This is a genomic window from Shewanella sp. H8, from assembly GCF_040285065.1.
GTDB classification, from domain to species: Bacteria; Pseudomonadota; Gammaproteobacteria; order Enterobacterales; family Shewanellaceae; genus Shewanella; species Shewanella polaris.
Genome location: NZ_CP157213.1, coordinates 1,656,542 through 1,674,728 on the forward strand (window position 1 = coordinate 1,656,542; position 18,187 = coordinate 1,674,728).

The following is an 18,187-nucleotide window of genomic DNA, read 5'->3' on the forward strand; positions in this document are numbered from 1 at the left end:
TGTGTGTGTGTGAAGACCACAGAAGCATATGGCCACTCATTCTAATTACCGTATCTAAATCACTCACAATAACGTGCAAAGTATCAGGCGGTGGTATCGAGCTATGAAAAATCTATTACAAATTTTAGCGATGTTGATATTATTTCCCAGTAGCATTGCGGTTGCGGGAGTGACATTTGTACACAGCGATTTATTAGGCTCACCGGTTGCAGAAACCAATAGTGCAGGACAAATCGTTACGCTTTCACATTACAAAGCCTTTGGTGAAGAAATCGAACAGAAGCGTGATGACGTAGGTTATACCGGTCATAAATATGATGCTGATTTGGGCCTGAGTTATATGCAGGCACGATACTATGATCCAGTTATAGGTCGTTTCTATTCGAATGATCCAGTTGGGTTTACTGCATCTAACCCAGTAATGTCGTTTAACCGTTACTTATACGTTAATAATAATCCGTACAAATATACCGATCCTAACGGTGAATTTTTAAATTTTGCTGTTAAGTTTGTAGCTGATGTGGCTGTTGGAGCAGCACTAAATTATGTAACGACTGGTTCGGTAAACCTTTCGGGAGCGATTAAAGAGTCCGCTCAAGGGATTCTAAACCCTGCAAAGTCAGTTCAAAAGATTAAAAAGCTTGCTCAAGCAATTAAGAAATCAGATACTTTGAAGCCCGGAAAGTTTGCAAATGGTTCGATTCCAGCTCGTGGGCCTGAAAGAAACTTCACGAAGTCGGAAAGGACAGAAATTAATAAAATGGGGAGTGAAAGTGGTTGTCATACCTGTGGTAGTACCGATGCGGGAACCAAAAGTGGTAATTTTATACCAGACCATCAACCACCAAATGCATTAAATACCTCCAACAACCCACAGAAATTAATGCCTCATTGTAAATCGTGCAGTGCAAAACAAGCTGGCGAAGTTACTCAGGCGAAAAGAAAAATGAATCAATAATGATGAAAGATAGATATTCAGAAGTATTAAGTGTACAGCAGGAGTGTTGCGAGAACTTTAAGTCGCAATATTCTCCAATCGATCAAGAGCAACTAGTGGTCATCTCTAAAGGGGTTTATGAAGGAGACCCACTTGAAGGTGTCAGATACCCTTCACCAGAACATATGAGTGGGTGGTGGTTGACTACTGATCAGTACGATGGAAATACCGAGAGTTTAATAACTGTGCATTTCTCCCACATTATTGAACACCGTCCAGAAGTTGCAATATACATGGCACTTCCTTATGGCTACAGGTTTATGTTGGGAGGAAAAGAAGAACATGTGTGGTTTGATGAAGATGTAGCAAACGATAAATAATTTTTAATTTCATTTGAATCCAAAGCCTCGCCCTCTGATGGGAGCGGGGCTTTGTTTTTCAATGAACCATTCTAGTTGGCGTAGCTGGCTTGGATTTGTTTTCAAGGATGGCTGAGCGCCTCAATGAAAAAATCCGTTTGGTGCCAAATAAAAGTGGACAGCCACAATAAATCGCGTGATTTAACATCTTCTACTACGCGCAATAATAAAAGTGGACAGCCACAATAACAAAAGTAACAAAAGTGGACAGCCACAATAAATAAAGTAACAAAAGTGGACAGCCACAATAAATCGCGTGATTTAACATCTTCTACTAAACTCAAAAAAGTTTTAAATGTAGGAGTTTGTTATGCCACGTCCTCGTAGAACCCAGATTAGTGTCGAAGACACGCCATTTTATCACTGTTGTAGCCGTGTAGTACGGCGTGCTTACCTTTGTGGCGATGATAAAATTTCTGGTCGGAACTACAATCATCGCCGTGGTTGGGTCGAATCTCTATTACTTGAATTAGTTGATGTTTTCGCTATTGATGTTGCCGCCTTTGCTGTGATGTCAAACCATCTACACGTGGTATTACGGATTGATATCGAAACTGCAAATTGCTGGAGTGACCGTGAGGTACTTGAGCAGTGGCATAAACTGTTTAACGGTGATGAATTAACTCAAAAATTTGTTAAAGGTGAATTAGTTGAAGCCCATGAAGTGCTCAGGTTGAAACATTCTATTGCGACTTATCGCAGTCGTTTATGTGATATTTCTTGGTTCATGCGCTGTTTAAATGAGCCAATAGCAAGACAAGCAAATCAAGAAGATAACTGTACGGGGCGCTTCTGGGAGGGTAGATTTAAATCTCAAGCGCTACTTGATGAAGCCGCAGTACTTGCTTGTATGGCTTATGTTGACCTCAACCCTATCAGAGCCAAGATGGTAGAGAGTCCGGAGCAATCAGACCATACCAGCATTCAACTGCGTATTAAGGCGGCATTAAAAGGCGAGCAGCCCAAAAGTCTACTGACTTTCATTGGTAATGAGCGAAACAACCAACCTAAAGGGATTGCATTTTCGCTGCAAGATTATCTTGAATTGGTTGATGATACAGGGCGTATTATTCGTAACGATAAGCGTGGCGCTATCAGTGCCAATAGCACTAAGTTACTCGCAAGATTAAATATCCCCCAAGATAACTGGCTTAAACTCACCACTGAATTTGGCAAGCTATTTCACGGCCCAGTGGGCACACTTCAAGAGCTGACTCACTATTGTGAACATTTAGAGAAACGCCGACGACACTTCGCGAGTTGTTGTCAGCATTTAAAAGCGGGTTAACTTAAATCATATCGAATCCATAACCGCTTAAGGCTCCAAATTATATGGGTTAGGATACTACTGCCAGAAATCTCTATTTTTCACTGATATTTACTTATTTCGTTACTCATCATTCATTTAAATCACGGTTAATCGGTCATTTCGCTTTTAAGTTACTTCTCTTGTTTGATCGCCAATCAAAATGACACTATGTTATTGTTTTAATATGGCTGTCCATATTTGTCGATTAACAAACGTTATAGTTTGTATTTATTAAATGACTTTTTATCATCGTTTAAAATGGGGGTCTTTAAATATTCTGTTTATGTATGTTGATTGGTGATTATTTCAATCAACAAGTAATTAAGCGATTACTACTTGCTATAGCCAGAGTACTTTTTAAAGGCGATATTTAATTCTTCTAGGGTAGTATCTATATCAATTTCATTGATTTTTGTAGTCTCAATACACATACCACACTGTGAACTAATACTTCTAGGAACGGGTATGATTAAGCTCTTAAGATTCATTTGACGAATAGCTTTGTGAGCTAAAATGACCGCCCTTGTATTATTGAAGAGGTATAAAATATTATTATCCATGGTTAACACATCTTTTTATAGCGTTGTACAAATAGTCTAAATCTTCATCACTATGGTACGGTGACAGCGCAATACGTATCAATCCTTCTGGAGAACCAGTTAAATATGAGTGAGCAACCGGAGCACAGTGTAGACCGACTCTAGTTTGGATCCCAAAATCTTTGTATAACTTAAACGCTAATTCAGAAACACTGTGATCCTTGGATTTAAATGAAAACAATTCACCTTGGTTATTTCTATCCGTAGATACATACAGTTTTATGATATCAATAGCGGCTAGTTTGTTTAACAGTGTATTAAAAGCATCTTGAGAATGGAGTGGTTGAGGCCTATTTTTGAGTGCGGCATGTAACCCATAAATACCCGCAATGTTGGGTGTTCCTGCTTCAAATAAGTCTGGATAATCCTCTGGCATACTTAAAAATTCCGAATGACTTCCTGTTCCACCATGTAATAAAGGCTCAATGGTATATTTCGGTGATGTATAAAGCGCTCCGGTGCCTGTTGGACCTAGCAGAGATTTATGACCCGTAATCGCTAAAAAGTCGATATCCCAATCTTTAACATCTATAGGAATATGCCCAGCAGATTGTGCAGCATCTAACAGTATGGGAACATCTTCGAGAATATTTTTTAAGGCTTTAATTGGTTGTATAACACCATTTACATTACTCATATGGGAAATGATGACGAGATCACACTTATTAATATTCACTTTATCAATATCGATAGTGCCATCTTTTCTTGCTGGTAGAAATTCAACCTCTATTGCCATTTTTTCTTTTAAATAATGTAAAGGCCTCATGACAGCATTATGTTCTAAAGGTGATACCAATACGCGTTTATGTTTATAGTTAAAATTCTTAATAACTGAATTTAAAGCAAATGTTGCATTTGGGGTAAAAGACAATCTTTCTGGGTTAGGGATTGATAGCGTACCAGCCAGTAAATCTCTGCACTCTTCTACTTCAGATGACACCTTAAAAGCTTTTTCATAGAAAGATCGACCATAGGGCGCCCCATCGACATCTAAATATTGAGCTATAGCTTGAGACACTTGTGGCGGTTTTGGAAAAGAGGTTGCACCGTTATCAAAATATAAATTCATCATTAAGGATTAATAATTTTATCTGAACGGTTTAAGGTTTCTACAATGGTATACATGTTAGAAATTGTGCCAGCACCAATCTTATCTTTTATATTATAAAAATCAGCACATGTTCCACATAACAAAATATTAACCCCTTTAGCTTCTAAGGCGTTAAGAGACTCTATAACTGCAGAATCGTTGGTGCATAATAGAACACCAGAGTTATATAAGATAATGGTGGAAGGTAATGGGTCTAATTGAATAAGAGAGTTAATAAATGACTGCATTAGAATATCACCTAAGTCGTCATCACCAGCGCCCATTTTACTTGAGCTGATGTTAATAACACTTCTTACTAATTTATCTTTATTCTGTTTCATTTTGACTCCAATTGTCTAATGAGTTTGGAACATTATATATTTTTATTTGATTATCATATATGTCTATTGTCACAAGTGCGACACAGACAATACAATTGGATTTTTCCCCGCTAACTCACTTAAATGTATTAATTTACAATTGGTTATGCTTTATTTGTGAAAAGATTTTATATTGTTCAAAACGTATATAATGATTGGCTTTGCTCACTACTGGTTTATGTCAATTTAACGTTGAACATTTAGGTGATAAAACCACTGAGCCACTCACCATCGTTGCGCGTAATGATGAGGGTGAAATCATCGGAGGTGTAGCAGGTCGTACCATTTATAATAACTTTCTTATCAATGTGGTTTGGGTAGATGATTTATATAGGGGTAAGGGATTAGGTCAAGAATTAATGAAAATTGCCGAAGTCGTAGCGATTAAGCGCGGTTGCCTGATTGCGCAACTTGATACGTTAGATTTTCAAGCGCCGCGTTTTTACCAAAAGCTAGGGTTTAACATCATAGGTACAGTACCTAAGTTTGCCGGTAGCCCAGCAAGATATTTTATGATGAAACAGTATTTATGATAAAACATCATTATTCCACATATGTTCAGGAGTAAAGTTAGTTAATGGTGTAACAATTTCAAACGTTGTATACTCACCATTTACATGAACAATAAACAAATTTTCGATACTTTGTGATTTTTCTACTTATGTTTACAGTTAAGAGAATAATTTTTAAAGGCGATTATTACAGGCTCGTGAATATAAAGAGAAATATATTATGAATCGTATTATCGGGTTAGATCTCGCTAGAGGTATTGCGATTTTTTTTGCGATGACATCACATACATTTTCAGCATTACATTATAATGCAGGATTGTCTATGAATCTTGTATTCAGAACTTCTACCCCACTATTTATTGTTGTTTTTGGATTTTTTTTGCATCGAATATATTTACGAAAAATGAATGAGTCTGGATTTGCATTTATTAAAATAAAACTTTGGACAAGGGCGGTTCAATGTTATGTTTTATATGCGTTAAGTTGCGTTTTATTAGGTCTGTCTATGCAATATAGTATTGCTTATACATTAAGAATGATGATTTTTTTAGGCGGTACACCTTTTACTGATATTTTAAAATATTACACTTTAATTTTAATTTCTGCACCGTATTTATTACTGTTTATTTCTCGATATGGTTTAAAATACGCGATTGGTTTAAGTTTTATTCCTCATATACTTAGCTTTTTTTCACTATTAAAACCCATTACCTTTATACCTTTTGGCCACTACTTATCTGCTATGACTTATGGTGGAGGTGAAATCGTTGCTGGTCCCTCAGTTTTACATTCTTTTGTTTTTATTTTATTAGGATTTTATCTTTCAGTTGTATTGCAAAATGAAGGTTCACGTTCAAGTATTATTAAACATGATAAAAACCGTCATATTTTAATGGCTTGCGTTGTATTGTTGTCATCTTTGTTTGCACTTTATGCAACTGGTAATATGACTATTGATGATTTGTCGGGGATGTCATTACGTAATAGCAATGCCTACCCATATTTTTTATTTGGTTGTTTGTCTTCTATTTTATTTATTGAATTTTCTCTTTTAACTGCTCACTATGTGAAGCAGATTTATTTAAGTCCATTACTTTTGTTTGGTTCGTCATCGTTAATACTTTTTAGTTTTGGAAATTGTATATTATACTCGATTTATGATGAGTATCAGTTTACATTTTTGTTATATTTATTGATTTTATTTTTCTTTTACTTTATTTGTCGTATTAATTTTTCACTAAAAAAAGTACCATCAAAGCGTTTTCAATTTATCCTAAAATATATAAGTGTTGGGTATGTTAAATTATTAATTAAGTGATATTGCATGTTGAACTAATGTTGTCATTAAAATTATAATGCATATGCATTAATTAATGTATATGGCTCAATTATACGGATATCTATTTTTATCGACTAAATATTAACAGCTAAACTACGATTTATTTACTCTTTGGAAATGATATTTTAAGATGACGATGCCTAGAAAAGCCATTGTTCGTTTAGAGGACACGGCTTATTATCATTAAGTTTGCCGGTAGCCCAGCAAGATATTTTATGATGAAACAGTATTTTTTATCAAAAACGTTGGTCTGATATCAGGGGCATGATATGAATCTCAATCAAGTGACATTGCCTGTGTCGAATATGAATAAGGCCGTTAGCTTTTATCAAATTTTAGGCTTTACCTTAATCGTGGATACGCCGCATTACGCTCGTTTTGAATGCCCAATGGGTGAGAGCTCTTTTTCGCTGTCATTAGAGTCTGAGCCTATGACTCATGGCGCGGTGATTTACTTTGAACATTCTAAACTTGATGAGTGGGTGAATGAATTACTAGAGAAAGACATCGTATTTAGCCAAATGCCGACAGATGAAACTTATTTATGGCGTGAAGCGGTGTTATTCGATCCCAGCGGCAATAAGCTCAAACTGTATTGGGCGGGTGATAACCGTTTAAATCCACCTTGGTGGGTTCAAACTGTATAATTTATTTCGCGTAGGGCGATTGGCCGACTTCTTCTGCAACTAACCAAACTCGCATATCAAATTCTAACTGGTGGTAATCTGCCAGCATAAAAGTGCACAGTTGATAAAATGGTTTGTTGTGATCTTTTTCGCGCAGGTGAGCCAGTTCGTGTACTACCACCATTTGCAGGAGTTCAAATGGGATGTGCTTTAAGCGAGATGAAATCCTAATTTCATTTTTAGCTTTGACTTTATTACCTTGACGTCGATTAACATAAGAATGTAAACCTAAGGCATGATGGCTTAAGTTAATTTTGTCATCAAAAATCACTTTGGCTAATGGGTCTGATTGACGCATATAGGTGTTTTTTAATTCAATGGCCATATCGTATAAGGCTTTGTCGGTACGAATGTCGTGCATTTTTGGGTAACGGGTTAAAAAGTGGGCGCCTAATGTTTTGGTATCCACTAATTGGCTAATTTTATCTACAATATCTGGCTGATAACCACTCAAATAACGTAACGCGCTTTGTTCACTCTGCCTTTTTTTGATGTCGGCACTGGTGATTAACTGACTTATGTCGGTTTTGGGTTTTAATGCTTGGCTTGCCGACTTAATCGGCATTTTAGGAGGTGCTTTAGGAGCTTTAGCTTTAGTGTCTGACATAGATTAACTGATTTATGTTGGCATTACCGATGTCTGTATGGATATCGGTAATGCCAATAAGAACATTGGCAGCAGTAAGTTACACTTTACCGAAGATGAGTCTATTATGCTGAACATAAGCAACGTCAAAAGCATTAAGTTGGACGCGTTTTAGATCCAATGAATCAAAGTCAACTTGTGGCGGGTTACGTTTTAATTGCTCTTTGATTATCACAGGAGAAATAAGTGATACAGGAATATCACTTAATTGAATTGCTGCTTCAAGTTTAAAGCTGGTAGCACTGCCAGCAAATTTACCTTTTTGTTCACGTTCAATAATCGCAATTTCATCGACCTTATAATCGGTCATGAGTTTTTGAAACGCAAAGTTGAATTCGCGAATTGATTCAGTCGTTGCCGATTGTGAAATACTGAATGACACTTTACGACATGCTGGTACATTAAATGTTTCACCTTCATAGGTCAGTAAACAAATAATGGCTTCGCCGCCTTTTAATTCAACACCACAAATTTTCATGTTAATCCTTACTAGTTTATTCATTCGAGAGTGCCATTGGCATGCTCGTTATCGTTCATTTGTTGTAAGGTAATGGATTACCCTACATTCATTATTTGGCTATAGCTGTTTGAGTGCGAGTTAATCTTCTACTGTGCTGTCGTCTTCAATAATTTGAATCGGTTTGACTTTACGACGTACTGGCGCGTCGCCGACATCAACGCCAGTAATAAAGCGTTTATCACTCTTTGGTGCAGCTTTAGGTTTTTTAGGCGCACTAACTCTTTTGCTGATGACAGCAGCTTTTGCACTTGTACCCGCTTTGCTTGCTTGAGGCTTATCTTTTAGACCGCTAAATTTAGCTCTTAAGCCCTCAATAACAGTAGGCTCAAAGTTTTTACGTAAAAATAATTGTACTTTTTTAAAGCTGTCCCAATCTTTAGGGCCTACAAATGATACCGCGTCGCCTTTAGCGCCTGCGCGACCTGTACGGCCTATACGGTGTACATATTCTTCGGCAAACTTTGGCATATCAAAGTTAATCACTAACGATACGTTAACTAAATCGAGGCCGCGTGATGCCACATCTGTCGTCACAAGTATCTGTGATTGGCCTCGAGCAAATTGGTCCATAATCTGGTTACGGGCCGATTGCTTTAAGTCGCCACTGAGTGCTGAGGTGACAAAACCTTCTGCGGCCAATAATGTCGCAATTCGGTCTGTGTCAGAGCGAGTGGCAGTAAACACAATGACTTGCTTGTGTTGTTCTTGCGTTAAAATGTGTTTTAGCAAGGCTTGTTTATGGTCTAAATGATCAACCAAAATAATTCGTTGTTCAATGTCTTTATGCTCGGTGTAAGATTCGCCTATAGACACATGATTGGGCGTTTTGAGCAAGGTTGCTGCAATGTCGCCAATGCTGTCATGATCTAATGTGGCCGAAAACATCAGTGTTTGACGACGTTTATGATCTGCGGCATCGTTAATGGCTTTTAATTGTGGTGCAAAGCCTAAATCGAGCATGCGGTCAGCTTCGTCAAGAACCAATAACTCTAAGCCGTTTAAATATAAATGACGTTGTTGTAAGTGATCTGCAATACGTCCTGGGGTGGCGACAATAAAGTGTGGATCTCTAGACAAGGCTTTAGCTTGGTCGTTAAAGTTCTCACCGCCGAGTACGCTAATGGCTTTATATTGGGTATTGGCGACTAATAAACGTAATTGGCCATAAACTTGCTGGGCCAATTCACGAGTCGGTAATAAGATAAGTACCCGAGGATCTTTTTTAGACAATGCTCTGGTGGATATTACCCGTTGCATAGCAGGCAATAAAAACGCTAAGGTTTTACCCGATCCCGTTTTAGAAGATGCCATTAAGTCTTTACCTGATAAGGCAATGGGCAGTGCCTGCGCTTGAACATCGGTAGGCGTAGTTATGCCAAGGTGCTTTAAACTGTCAAGCAGGCGCTTGTCCAACGAAAAATCGGTAAATTGCAAAGGTAAATCCCCTAAAAAATGCTAGCCAAGGATTATAACGGTTTCACCTTGCTATAGCCAACAAGAGTCGCTTTAGTTATGCTATTTTTTAGCTTTACATTTTTGTCTTTGCTTGGCATCACTAGTGGTTTATTGAACCAAATAATATTGTAAAGAGTTAATATATCGAGCATGAAAGGAATTAAGATGACAAAGCTCACCGTGGGATTAGCGCTAGGCAGTGGAGCGGCGAAAGGTTGGGCCCACATTGGGGTGTTAAATGGTTTAGCAAAATTAGATATTTATCCTGATAAAATTGCTGGTTGTTCTGTTGGAGCTTTAGTCGGTGCAGCTTATTCAAATAATCATTTGGCAGAACTTGAAACTTGGGTGAGCGGCTTTTCGAGTTGGGATGTTCTTGGATTAATGGATTTGGGTTGGCGTAAAGGCGGCTTAATCAGTGGTGAAAAGGTATTTGATGTATTGGCTAATCGTATTGGTGATCTCAATATTGAACAATTGAAGCGCCCCTTTGCTGCGGTGGCAACAGATTTATATTCTGGTCAAGAAATTTGGTTTAAAGAAGGTGACTTACGCCATGCGGTTCGAGCCTCGTGTTCAATGCCGGGTTTTTTGCCGCCTGTTCAGCAAGGAAACCGCTGGGTAGTTGATGGTGCCGTAGTTAACCCTGTGCCAGTGTCATTAGCGCGTTCTATGGGAGTCGATATCGTTATTGCGGTGGATTTAAACGGTCATCGTCGTGGGCAAATGCACTTAATTCCAGAGCAAGTAAAAAGCCGAAAAGCGACTAAGTCTGAGCCTATCGATGAAAAGCGCGAGCTTGAATCTGGCTTTATGGATTTATGGGGTAAAGGCAAAGATTACATGAATGGCTTATCTGATAAGTTTGCTCTTGGCAGTTCAAAATCCCATCCAGGTATGTTGGCTGTTATGTCGCAATCAATGGATATTTTAGAGCAACGCCATAAACGCTCACGTTTAATGGGGGAGCCACCTGATATTTGTATTGTGCCTGATGTCGGTGATATTGGCACTATGGAGTTTCACCGTGCCAAAGAAGCCATTATTGCCGGCGAACAAGCTGTAATGGATATTCAACATTTACTCAAAGCAACGTTAAATAGTAAATAGCGGTTTACTATTTTGGTCGTGCTTGCATTTGTGTGGCACGGCTATTTTGAAGTCTATAACATTTTATAAATGTTTGTATGACACGATTAGGCCCTGTTATACATCAAATTTATTATCCAATGTACATCATTGTTCTAGGTTACTTTTTACCTTTCTGTCGGACAACTTATCTATCTCTTCTCTATAGGCATATCGTTACCGAGAATTGCAATTGATTATTACCTTTCTATTTGGTTTTATTTCCTTGCCCTAAATGCTTGCTACTAAAGACAAATCCACTAGCTATTAGTGATCGATTAGGAATGTTCAGCTAATAGTAATTAATATGGCCGTAGGCTAACACGCTGATGATGTTTGGAGATGGCAGGCTTTATCGCTAAAGACATCCATCTCGTTAAACAATTTTAAATTTTTCTGTGGTATTTGTTCTCTGTAAATCCCTACATTATTTATGGCTAACAGCAAGGTGTTTTTCACAATAAGTACTGCCGACAATTATGATCTGGATCAAAGTAACACTCCTGATTAGCGTGTCTAATACCCTCTATCTTGTGTTTGTGTTGAATTTTAGCGCTATATGTAGTGCTTGCGAGGATAGCTGTATGCTTGTTGTAGTGAAAAGAGATGGATGCCGTACTGCATTTGATGGATGTCGTATTAAAGAGGCTGTGGTGGCTGCAATGGACTCTGCGGGGCAAGCTGATGACCAATATGCACTGCAGTTAGCGCAAACGGTTGAACAGCAAATGGCTGCGAAAACCGAAGTAGATATTCTCGAACTACAAGAAGCTGTTGAAAACTTACTGATGTCGGGGCCTTTTAAATCTGTGGCGCGTCATTACATCGAGTACCGCCATGACAGAGACAAACACCGTGAAGCACAAAGTAAATTAAACTGTGCGATCCGAGGTTTAGTTGAGCAATCAGACAACTCAATTTTAAATGAAAATGCCAATAAAGATGCCAAAGTTATTCCAACTCAACGTGATCTTCTCGCTGGTATTGTCGCCAAGCATTACGCTAAAACTCATTTGCTACCTAAAGATGTTGTCGAAGCACATGAAAAGGGTGAAATTCATTATCACGACTTAGATTACGCACCGTTTTTCCCAATGTTTAACTGCATGTTAATCGATTTGGCCGGCATGTTAACCCATGGATTTAAAATGGGTAATGCTGAAATTGAGCCGCCAAAATCTATTTCTACCGCAACGGCGGTTACGGCACAAATTATTGCTCAGGTGGCCAGTCATATTTATGGTGGCACAACGATTAACCGTATTGATGAAGTGTTAGCTGAGTTTGTACAAATCAGCTATCAAAAACATCTTGCTGTGGCAAAAAAATGGCAAGTGGCTGACGTAGAAGGTTATGCGATGACGCAAACCGAAAAAGAATGTCATGACGCATTTCAGTCACTTGAATATGAAGTCAATACCTTGCATACCGCTAATGGCCAAACACCGTTTGTTACTTTCGGTTTTGGGTTAGGCGTGTCATGGGAGTGTCGCTTAATTCAAAAATCAATGTTAACTGTACGTATGGCTGGCCTCGGTAAAAATCGTAAAACTGCAGTATTTCCTAAATTGGTCTTTGCCATTAAAGACGGTGTTAATCATAAAGCAACAGACGCTAATTATGATATTAAAAAGTTGGCGTTAACTTGTTCAACTATGCGCATGTACCCTGATATTTTAAATTATGACCAAGTGGTGGAAGTCACTGGTTCATTTAAAACTCCAATGGGTTGTCGATCCTTTTTAGGTACTTACGAAGAGGATGGTCAATTGGTGCACGAAGGTCGTAATAATTTAGGTGTTGTAAGCCTCAATTTACCGCGCATTGCTTTAGAAGCGGGTAAAGATGAACAGCGTTTTTATCAGTTACTTGATGAGCGTTTGTTAATCGCTCGCAAAGCATTAGATACTCGCATTGCACGTTTAGCGGGAGTCAAAGCCCGTGTTGCACCTATTTTGTATATGGAAGGTGCTTGTGGCGTGCGTTTAAATGCTGATGATGATGTTAGTGAAATCTTCAAAAATGGTCGAGCATCAATTTCATTAGGCTTTATCGGCCTGCATGAGACCATAAATGCTTTGTATGGCAATGAAAAGCATGTGTTTGATAACATAGAATTACGTGAAAAAGCTGTCGCTATCATTAATCATTTAAAGCAAGCGACTGAATCTTGGAAGCAAGAAACAGGTTATGGCTTTAGTTTATACAGTACACCAAGTGAAAACTTATGCAGTCGTTTTTGTCAGCTTGATACCGCGCAATTTGGTGTAGTGGCAGGGGTAACAGACAAAGGTTATTACACCAATAGTTTTCATCTTGATGTTGAAAAAAGTGTAAACCCTTATGACAAAATTGATTTTGAACAACCATATCCAGCTATAGCCAATGGTGGATTTATTTGCTACGGCGAATACCCCAACATGCAAAATAATATAGAAGCGCTTGAAAATGTTTGGGATTATAGCTACAGCCGAGTGCCATATTACGGCACTAACACGCCTATTGATGAGTGTTATGATTGTGGTTACATTGGTGAGTTCAATTGTACAAGTAAGGGGTTTGTGTGCCCTAAATGTGGAAACCATGAGCCTAGCCGAGTATCCGTTATTCGTCGAGTGTGTGGTTATCTGGGCAGCCCAGATGCAAGACCATTCAATTTTGGCAAGCAAGAAGAAGTCAAACGCAGAGTGAAGCATTTATAATGTATTACAGTGCTTATCATAGTATTGATGTGATCAACGGTGAGGGCACCCGCTGTACGTTATTTGTCAGTGGGTGCGAGCATGCTTGTAAGGGATGTTATAACCAAAGCACTTGGCGTGTGGATGCTGGGCATGAATTTAGCCAAGCGTTAGAAGATCAAATCATTAAAGATCTAACCGACAGTCGTATTTATCGCCGAGGCTTATCGTTAAGTGGTGGCGATCCACTGCATCCCGCTAATCTCGATGCTATATTAAAACTGGTTGCGCGAGTAAAGAATGAATGCCCTGGTAAGGACATTTGGCTGTGGACCGGTTATCAATTGGCCGATCTTAGTGTCGCACAGCAAAATATAATCAATTTAGTTGATGTGATGATTGACGGTAAGTTTGAACAAGATAAAGCTGACCCCGCGCTATTGTGGCGCGGAAGCAGCAATCAGGTGATTCATCGCTTTAATCATGATGATCCTAGTTAATAGGGTTTTATTAAACGTTCGGGTCAGTCTTAGATTGGCATAAAAAAGCACTGTCAAAGACAGTGCTTTTTATTACCTAATTGTCACGTTCTTAAATACGATACGTTACGGTTAACTTTGCATTACGCTCTTCGCCGGGTAGACCACCCAAAAACATTGCTTTTTCGTAGTATGACTTGTTAAATAAGTTATTAATATTCAGCTGAATTTTATAACGTTCAACATCATAACTAATGGCTGTGTCGACCACGGTATAACCAGGCACATAACCGTCTGGAATACCGAATGAGCTAGAGTTAGTGCTGCGTTCACCAACGTGCTCGGCACCAAGACTAATCGATAAGGGCGCTGGCAATCCCAATTCTGCAGCATAAGTCACCCAAGCACTTGCGGTAACATAAGGAACACCTTTTTGGTGTTGACCATAGCTGCTGCTATTTGGGTTTTGGTTGTCTCTAGCATCTTGGTATACCGCGTTAAGATTCACTTTCCATTGTTCACTTAGGTAGGCATTAAGGTCTAACTCAACCCCTTTGGTGTCTTCGCTACCATCATAAAAGTACGGGTCAATGTCAGGCGTGACCGCGCTACTGTCATAATCTGGATTCGCATAAGCAATATTAGTCCGTGATGATTTAAAGAACACCAATGATGTTAATAGTTGATCATCAAACGCTTTGACACGAATACCTAAATCATTGCTAATTGATTGCGAATCTTCACGGTCAGCTTCATTGCCTGTTACATCACCTAACACACTGTATGCCGTACGGCCTTTAGAGTGGTTAACGAAAATAGAGATATCGTCAGTAGGCATATAGGTTAGGCCTAAATTGTAAGTTATGCCGTTATCAGTGGTATCTGCTTCTGGTTGTGGTGCAGCTAAACTGCTGCTGTAACGAGAATCAACGCCTAAGTGTTCATAACTTTGCTTTATTTCGTTAAAGGCTACGCCAATACGGCTGGTGAAACCTGCTCCCAAGTAACCAACATGCTGCACTCCTAATCCCCATGCAGTAACAGACTTGTTATAGTTGCTGGTGAGTAATGGGTCGTAATCTTCAAATTCACCATCGGCCCAATTAGGATTACGGATGTCATAAATGTAGGGCAGGGTACCTTGATAAGACACATCACCATTGCTATCTTTCAGCGTATAGTCAGCATCCCAAATCGAATATTGTTTAAAGCTAATATCGCGATCTTCAAAGTTTGCATTGATCAATAATTCGTTTTCAATGTTACCTATATCAAAGTCGTAGCGTAAATCAGCAAAGTACTGCCATGACTTTTCATCAGCTGAGACTTTACGGTATTCCTGACGTCGAGCGGCATAAGGATACAGCACATCGTTCTCAACAAGTGGTGCTCGTGGATTTTGGTTAATCACACCATTACGTTCCGAATATACGTAGTTATAAGCTCCTGTTTGACGAGCAAAGCTAGTTTCATAATTACGGTATTGTAACTGCTGGTTTAAGAAGAGGTTGTCGGTAAGGTAAATATTATGAGTTAGCTTAAAGCGAAGCTCTTCACCTTCATTGTCTTTTGCCATTGGTGAAATTAAACCATTATGGCCAAATGCATAAGGTGTTTGCCCATCACTGGCATCTAGTGAGTCTGCAAGTTGTTGGCGCTGTGCATCGGTGAGTTGTACACCATTGCTAGTGGGATCATTGACGAGATCTTGCCAATTAACTTCTCCTGCTGTTTTACCATCTGCTGACTCTGCATTGTAAATACGGATAGGGTGGCCAATAGAGTCAACGGGGATCGCATCGTTAATGTAAGCAGCAGACAGCATCAGATTTTGGTTATCGTCTAATACAAACTTCATTGAGGCATATACTTCATCTCTGTCGGTACCCAAATTGCGGTAGCCATCACTGTGCGCGCTTTTAGCTACTACACGATAGGCTATATCATCAGTGATCCCGCCCGTGCTGTCGGCCATTAATGAATAAGTATCCCATTGTCCCACTTCGGCTTCAAAAACGTGTTGGCTGTCAAACTCAGGTTTTTTCTCAATTAAGTTAATTACGCCACCGGCGCTCCCCATGCCGTATAAGCCCGTTGCAGGGCCTTTTAATACTTCGACTGAGTTAACATTAGTTAACGAGCGTGTTGGGTTAAAAGTGTTGCCAAGGCCTGCGCCGCCGTACATGCCGTCATAGGTATAGTTAGCGCCTAATCCTCGGATCACTAAATTATCGCCAATACCATAATTGTTACCGGCTTGAGTCACACCACTGATATTTCGTACTAGGTCTTGCATATTGCTGACACCCTGGGCATCGATCAATGCTTCATCAACAATCACAACCGCAGCGGGTGTTTCCATTAGTGACATGTCTGATTTAGTGGCAAGGCCAGAATTTCTCACCACTTGGTTTTGTCGGCCATATACGGTAATGCGTTCATAATCGGTTGATGATGCTTGAGATTCTGCAGTATTAATTGGTGCTTGTGCTTGGGCATAAAAAGGAAACAAGACACTTTGGCATGCAATAGCAAGTAAAGAGAGGTGTAGTGGCTTCATAATGTGTGGCCTTTGTTAATTGTATTGCGAATGATAACGATTATTATAATCATTACAATAATTTCTAGCGCTATATGTAAAAAAAACAAGCGGAAATGATTTGAATGCTGTTAAATCAAGCGGATTGAGTAAGATTTAAACATGACTGTAGGTAGGTTCAAGGCTATAAACTCTGAGGTAACGTTCGGTACTGTGAATAAACACACATTGCTGCGATTAATGAATGAGATGTGCTTTAAGGTGGCATTGATTGTTTGATATAATGCAACGATACTTGGAATATATGTTCGAGATGAAATACTTTACCAGTACATTCATATATGAAGCGTTTGCTATTCGCATCTTAGGTGGTTTTGGGTATATAATCTGCCTCCGAAACGGTGTTGTGATAAACGTTTAAGTGTAACGATTCACTAAACACACCAAAGCATTTAAGGTAATCAAATGAATTTAAAGCTAGAACTGCAAACATTGAATGATAAATTAGACAAGTTTCGTCGCAAGTTGGCTGCGGCTGAACAACGTGGCGACGCCGCTGTTGTCGTGCAGTTTAAAAAAGAAGTGGCAGCTGTTACTAAGCGAATAGCAAGTATTAAAGGCCAACAAACTCGCCAATTTAGCCAAGAAGGCTCAGCATTAAAAGCGTTAGGGTTTAAACGTCCACTAACCAAAGCTGAACAAGCCGATATGGGAAAATTAAATAAATCAGTTAAAGGCTTAATTGTCGTTCACCCTTTGACGGCATTAGGCCGAGAAATGGGCATTAAAGAAGTCACTGGTTTTGCTCCTGCAAAGTTTTAATATTATCTTTTACAGTTAGTCGTCGTAAGGTTAATTCATGTCGATAAAATATATCGCAACATCTAAGTTACCCACTCCTTGGGGTGTTTTTGCTATGCACGGTTTTGAAGATACCGCCACAGGTAAAGAACACGTTGCGTTGACATTTGGTCAGCTGGATCCTACTCAACCTATGCTAGGTCGTATTCATTCTGAATGTTTGACTGGTGATGCGTTATTTAGTTTACGTTGTGATTGTGGTTTTCAATTACAAGCGGCAATGCAAAATGTGGCAGAAAAAGGTCAAGGCTTTTTGTTGTACTTGCGTCAAGAAGGTCGAGGCATTGGCTTACTCAATAAAATTCGAGCCTATGAGTTACAAGATGCTGGTGCCAATACGGTCGAAGCCAATTTGCAGTTAGGTTTTGAAGCTGATATGCGTAAGTACGATATGATTTTACCAATGCTAGAGAAAATTGGTGTGACTAAAGTGAGGTTGATGACCAACAATCCTCGTAAAGTTACCGCTATGCAAGATGCTGGTATTGAAGTCGTTGAACGTATTCCATTGCAAGTGGGTAAAAACCGTTATAACGAATCATATTTAAAGACTAAGTCGACTGAACTCGGTCATCTGATGTCGGAATACCATTTTCACGATGAATAA

At 39.1% G+C, this 18,187-nt stretch carries 18 protein-coding genes; 11 read left to right on the forward strand and 7 right to left on the reverse strand.

Features of this window, described 5'->3' with window-relative positions; genetic code table 11:
• Nucleotides 1–103 precede the first annotated feature (103 nt).
• From ABIS04_RS07190 to ABIS04_RS07200, 3 genes are all read left to right on the forward strand, one after another.
• Nucleotides 104–958 (forward strand): RHS repeat-associated core domain-containing protein, encoded by an 855-nt coding sequence (locus tag ABIS04_RS07190; protein WP_350433030.1) that lies wholly within the window; start codon nucleotides 104–106, stop codon nucleotides 956–958.
• Nucleotides 958–1,317 carry a hypothetical protein gene (locus ABIS04_RS07195; protein WP_350433031.1) on the forward strand — a complete coding sequence of 120 codons (360 nt, stop codon included), beginning with the start codon at nucleotides 958–960 and terminating at the stop codon, nucleotides 1,315–1,317. Before ABIS04_RS07190 ends, ABIS04_RS07195 begins: the two co-directional genes overlap by 1 nt.
• A 349-nt stretch (nucleotides 1,318–1,666) precedes the next feature.
• Nucleotides 1,667–2,644 carry a transposase gene (locus ABIS04_RS07200; RefSeq protein ID WP_350433032.1) on the forward strand — a complete coding sequence of 326 codons (978 nt, stop codon included), beginning with the start codon at nucleotides 1,667–1,669 and terminating at the stop codon, nucleotides 2,642–2,644.
• 353 nt (nucleotides 2,645–2,997) lie between these two features.
• On the opposite strand, the gene ABIS04_RS07205 is transcribed toward ABIS04_RS07200, so the two are convergent.
• Genes ABIS04_RS07205 through yedF form a run of 3 tightly spaced genes read right to left on the reverse strand, consistent with a single transcriptional unit; the run spans nucleotide 2,998 to nucleotide 4,695 of the window.
• Nucleotides 2,998–3,225, reverse strand: coding sequence for a DUF3343 domain-containing protein (locus tag ABIS04_RS07205; protein ID WP_350433033.1), 228 nt, complete (start codon nucleotides 3,223–3,225; stop codon nucleotides 2,998–3,000).
• Nucleotides 3,218–4,336 (reverse strand): aminotransferase class V-fold PLP-dependent enzyme, encoded by a 1,119-nt coding sequence (locus tag ABIS04_RS07210; protein ID WP_350433034.1) that lies wholly within the window; start codon nucleotides 4,334–4,336, stop codon nucleotides 3,218–3,220. The genes ABIS04_RS07205 and ABIS04_RS07210 overlap by 8 nt, the downstream gene beginning before the upstream one ends.
• The gene (yedF, locus tag ABIS04_RS07215) at nucleotides 4,336–4,695 is read right to left on the reverse strand and encodes a sulfurtransferase-like selenium metabolism protein YedF (protein ID WP_350433035.1); all 360 of its coding nucleotides are present in this window, start codon (nucleotides 4,693–4,695) and stop codon (nucleotides 4,336–4,338) included. The genes ABIS04_RS07210 and yedF overlap by 1 nt, the downstream gene beginning before the upstream one ends.
• 194 nt (nucleotides 4,696–4,889) lie before the next feature.
• Between yedF and ABIS04_RS07220 the strand changes: the two genes are divergently transcribed.
• The 3 genes from ABIS04_RS07220 to ABIS04_RS07230 all read left to right on the forward strand — a co-directional run bounded on the left by ABIS04_RS07220 (nucleotide 4,890) and on the right by ABIS04_RS07230 (nucleotide 7,232).
• Complete coding sequence (locus ABIS04_RS07220) at nucleotides 4,890–5,267, forward strand: GNAT family N-acetyltransferase (protein ID WP_350433036.1); 378 nt, start codon at nucleotides 4,890–4,892, stop codon at nucleotides 5,265–5,267.
• A gap of 199 nt (nucleotides 5,268–5,466) precedes the next feature.
• The gene (gene opgC, locus ABIS04_RS07225) at nucleotides 5,467–6,564 is read left to right on the forward strand and encodes an OpgC domain-containing protein (protein WP_350433037.1); all 1,098 of its coding nucleotides are present in this window, start codon (nucleotides 5,467–5,469) and stop codon (nucleotides 6,562–6,564) included.
• A gap of 290 nt (nucleotides 6,565–6,854) precedes the next feature.
• Nucleotides 6,855–7,232: a VOC family protein gene (locus ABIS04_RS07230; RefSeq protein WP_350433038.1), complete on the forward strand. Its 378-nt coding sequence runs from the start codon at nucleotides 6,855–6,857 to the stop codon at nucleotides 7,230–7,232.
• Nucleotide 7,233: 1 nt separating this feature from the next.
• On the opposite strand, the gene ABIS04_RS07235 is transcribed toward ABIS04_RS07230, so the two are convergent.
• From ABIS04_RS07235 to ABIS04_RS07245, 3 genes are all read right to left on the reverse strand, one after another.
• On the reverse strand, nucleotides 7,234–7,836 hold the full coding sequence (locus ABIS04_RS07235) for a YgjP-like metallopeptidase domain-containing protein (protein WP_140235544.1): 603 nt from the start codon (nucleotides 7,834–7,836) through the stop codon (nucleotides 7,234–7,236).
• Between the two features lie 121 nt (nucleotides 7,837–7,957).
• Nucleotides 7,958–8,395 (reverse strand): DUF3010 family protein, encoded by a 438-nt coding sequence (locus ABIS04_RS07240; RefSeq protein WP_137227296.1) that lies wholly within the window; start codon nucleotides 8,393–8,395, stop codon nucleotides 7,958–7,960.
• Nucleotides 8,396–8,515: 120 nt separating this feature from the next.
• A complete protein-coding gene (locus tag ABIS04_RS07245; protein ID WP_137221336.1) occupies nucleotides 8,516–9,871 on the reverse strand; it encodes a DEAD/DEAH box helicase in 1,356 nt (451 codons plus the stop codon).
• Between the two features lie 186 nt (nucleotides 9,872–10,057).
• Here ABIS04_RS07245 and rssA point away from each other — a divergent pair, with 186 nt between their 5' ends.
• From rssA to nrdG, 3 genes are all read left to right on the forward strand, one after another.
• The gene (gene rssA, locus ABIS04_RS07250) at nucleotides 10,058–11,002 is read left to right on the forward strand and encodes a patatin-like phospholipase RssA (RefSeq protein WP_350433039.1); all 945 of its coding nucleotides are present in this window, start codon (nucleotides 10,058–10,060) and stop codon (nucleotides 11,000–11,002) included.
• 602 nt (nucleotides 11,003–11,604) lie between these two features.
• Nucleotides 11,605–13,722, forward strand: coding sequence for an anaerobic ribonucleoside-triphosphate reductase (gene nrdD / locus ABIS04_RS07255; protein ID WP_350433040.1), 2,118 nt, complete (start codon nucleotides 11,605–11,607; stop codon nucleotides 13,720–13,722).
• Nucleotides 13,722–14,201: an anaerobic ribonucleoside-triphosphate reductase-activating protein gene (gene nrdG, locus ABIS04_RS07260; protein WP_350433041.1), complete on the forward strand. Its 480-nt coding sequence runs from the start codon at nucleotides 13,722–13,724 to the stop codon at nucleotides 14,199–14,201. Before nrdD ends, nrdG begins: the two co-directional genes overlap by 1 nt.
• 91 nt (nucleotides 14,202–14,292) lie before the next feature.
• Here the strand turns inward: nrdG and ABIS04_RS07265 are convergent, their stop codons facing one another.
• A complete protein-coding gene (locus tag ABIS04_RS07265) occupies nucleotides 14,293–16,740 on the reverse strand; it encodes a TonB-dependent receptor (protein ID WP_350433042.1) in 2,448 nt (815 codons plus the stop codon).
• 444 nt (nucleotides 16,741–17,184) lie between these two features.
• On the opposite strand from ABIS04_RS07265, the gene ABIS04_RS07270 reads away from it, so the two are divergent.
• Together ABIS04_RS07270 and ribA are read left to right on the forward strand one after the other, a co-directional pair.
• Nucleotides 17,185–17,541, forward strand: a complete 357-nt coding sequence (locus ABIS04_RS07270) for a YibL family ribosome-associated protein (protein WP_140233906.1) — start codon at nucleotides 17,185–17,187, stop codon at nucleotides 17,539–17,541.
• A 37-nt stretch (nucleotides 17,542–17,578) separates the two neighbouring features.
• On the forward strand, nucleotides 17,579–18,187 hold the full coding sequence (gene ribA / locus ABIS04_RS07275) for a GTP cyclohydrolase II (RefSeq protein ID WP_350433043.1): 609 nt from the start codon (nucleotides 17,579–17,581) through the stop codon (nucleotides 18,185–18,187).

What these genes read in the sequence shown, in the direction of transcription:
- rssA (WP_350433039.1), top strand. Translation starts at nt 10,058, where the DNA reads ATGACAAAGCTCACCGTGGGATTAGCGCTAGGCAGTGGAGCGGCGAAA.
- nrdD (WP_350433040.1), top strand. Translation starts at nt 11,605, where the DNA reads ATGCTTGTTGTAGTGAAAAGAGATGGATGCCGTACTGCATTTGATGGA.
- ABIS04_RS07200 (WP_350433032.1), top strand. Translation starts at nt 1,667, where the DNA reads ATGCCACGTCCTCGTAGAACCCAGATTAGTGTCGAAGACACGCCATTT.
- opgC (WP_350433037.1), top strand. Translation starts at nt 5,467, where the DNA reads ATGAATCGTATTATCGGGTTAGATCTCGCTAGAGGTATTGCGATTTTT.
- ABIS04_RS07235 (WP_140235544.1), bottom strand. Translation starts at nt 7,836, where the DNA reads ATGCCGATTAAGTCGGCAAGCCAAGCATTAAAACCCAAAACCGACATA.
- ABIS04_RS07270 (WP_140233906.1), top strand. Translation starts at nt 17,185, where the DNA reads ATGAATTTAAAGCTAGAACTGCAAACATTGAATGATAAATTAGACAAG.
- ABIS04_RS07265 (WP_350433042.1), bottom strand. Translation starts at nt 16,740, where the DNA reads ATGAAGCCACTACACCTCTCTTTACTTGCTATTGCATGCCAAAGTGTC.
- ABIS04_RS07190 (WP_350433030.1), top strand. Translation starts at nt 104, where the DNA reads ATGAAAAATCTATTACAAATTTTAGCGATGTTGATATTATTTCCCAGT.
- yedF (WP_350433035.1), bottom strand. Translation starts at nt 4,695, where the DNA reads ATGAAACAGAATAAAGATAAATTAGTAAGAAGTGTTATTAACATCAGC.
- ABIS04_RS07210 (WP_350433034.1), bottom strand. Translation starts at nt 4,336, where the DNA reads ATGATGAATTTATATTTTGATAACGGTGCAACCTCTTTTCCAAAACCG.
- ABIS04_RS07230 (WP_350433038.1), top strand. Translation starts at nt 6,855, where the DNA reads ATGAATCTCAATCAAGTGACATTGCCTGTGTCGAATATGAATAAGGCC.
- ABIS04_RS07205 (WP_350433033.1), bottom strand. Translation starts at nt 3,225, where the DNA reads ATGGATAATAATATTTTATACCTCTTCAATAATACAAGGGCGGTCATT.
- nrdG (WP_350433041.1), top strand. Translation starts at nt 13,722, where the DNA reads ATGTATTACAGTGCTTATCATAGTATTGATGTGATCAACGGTGAGGGC.
- ABIS04_RS07195 (WP_350433031.1), top strand. Translation starts at nt 958, where the DNA reads ATGATGAAAGATAGATATTCAGAAGTATTAAGTGTACAGCAGGAGTGT.
- ribA (WP_350433043.1), top strand. Translation starts at nt 17,579, where the DNA reads ATGTCGATAAAATATATCGCAACATCTAAGTTACCCACTCCTTGGGGT.
- ABIS04_RS07240 (WP_137227296.1), bottom strand. Translation starts at nt 8,395, where the DNA reads ATGAAAATTTGTGGTGTTGAATTAAAAGGCGGCGAAGCCATTATTTGT.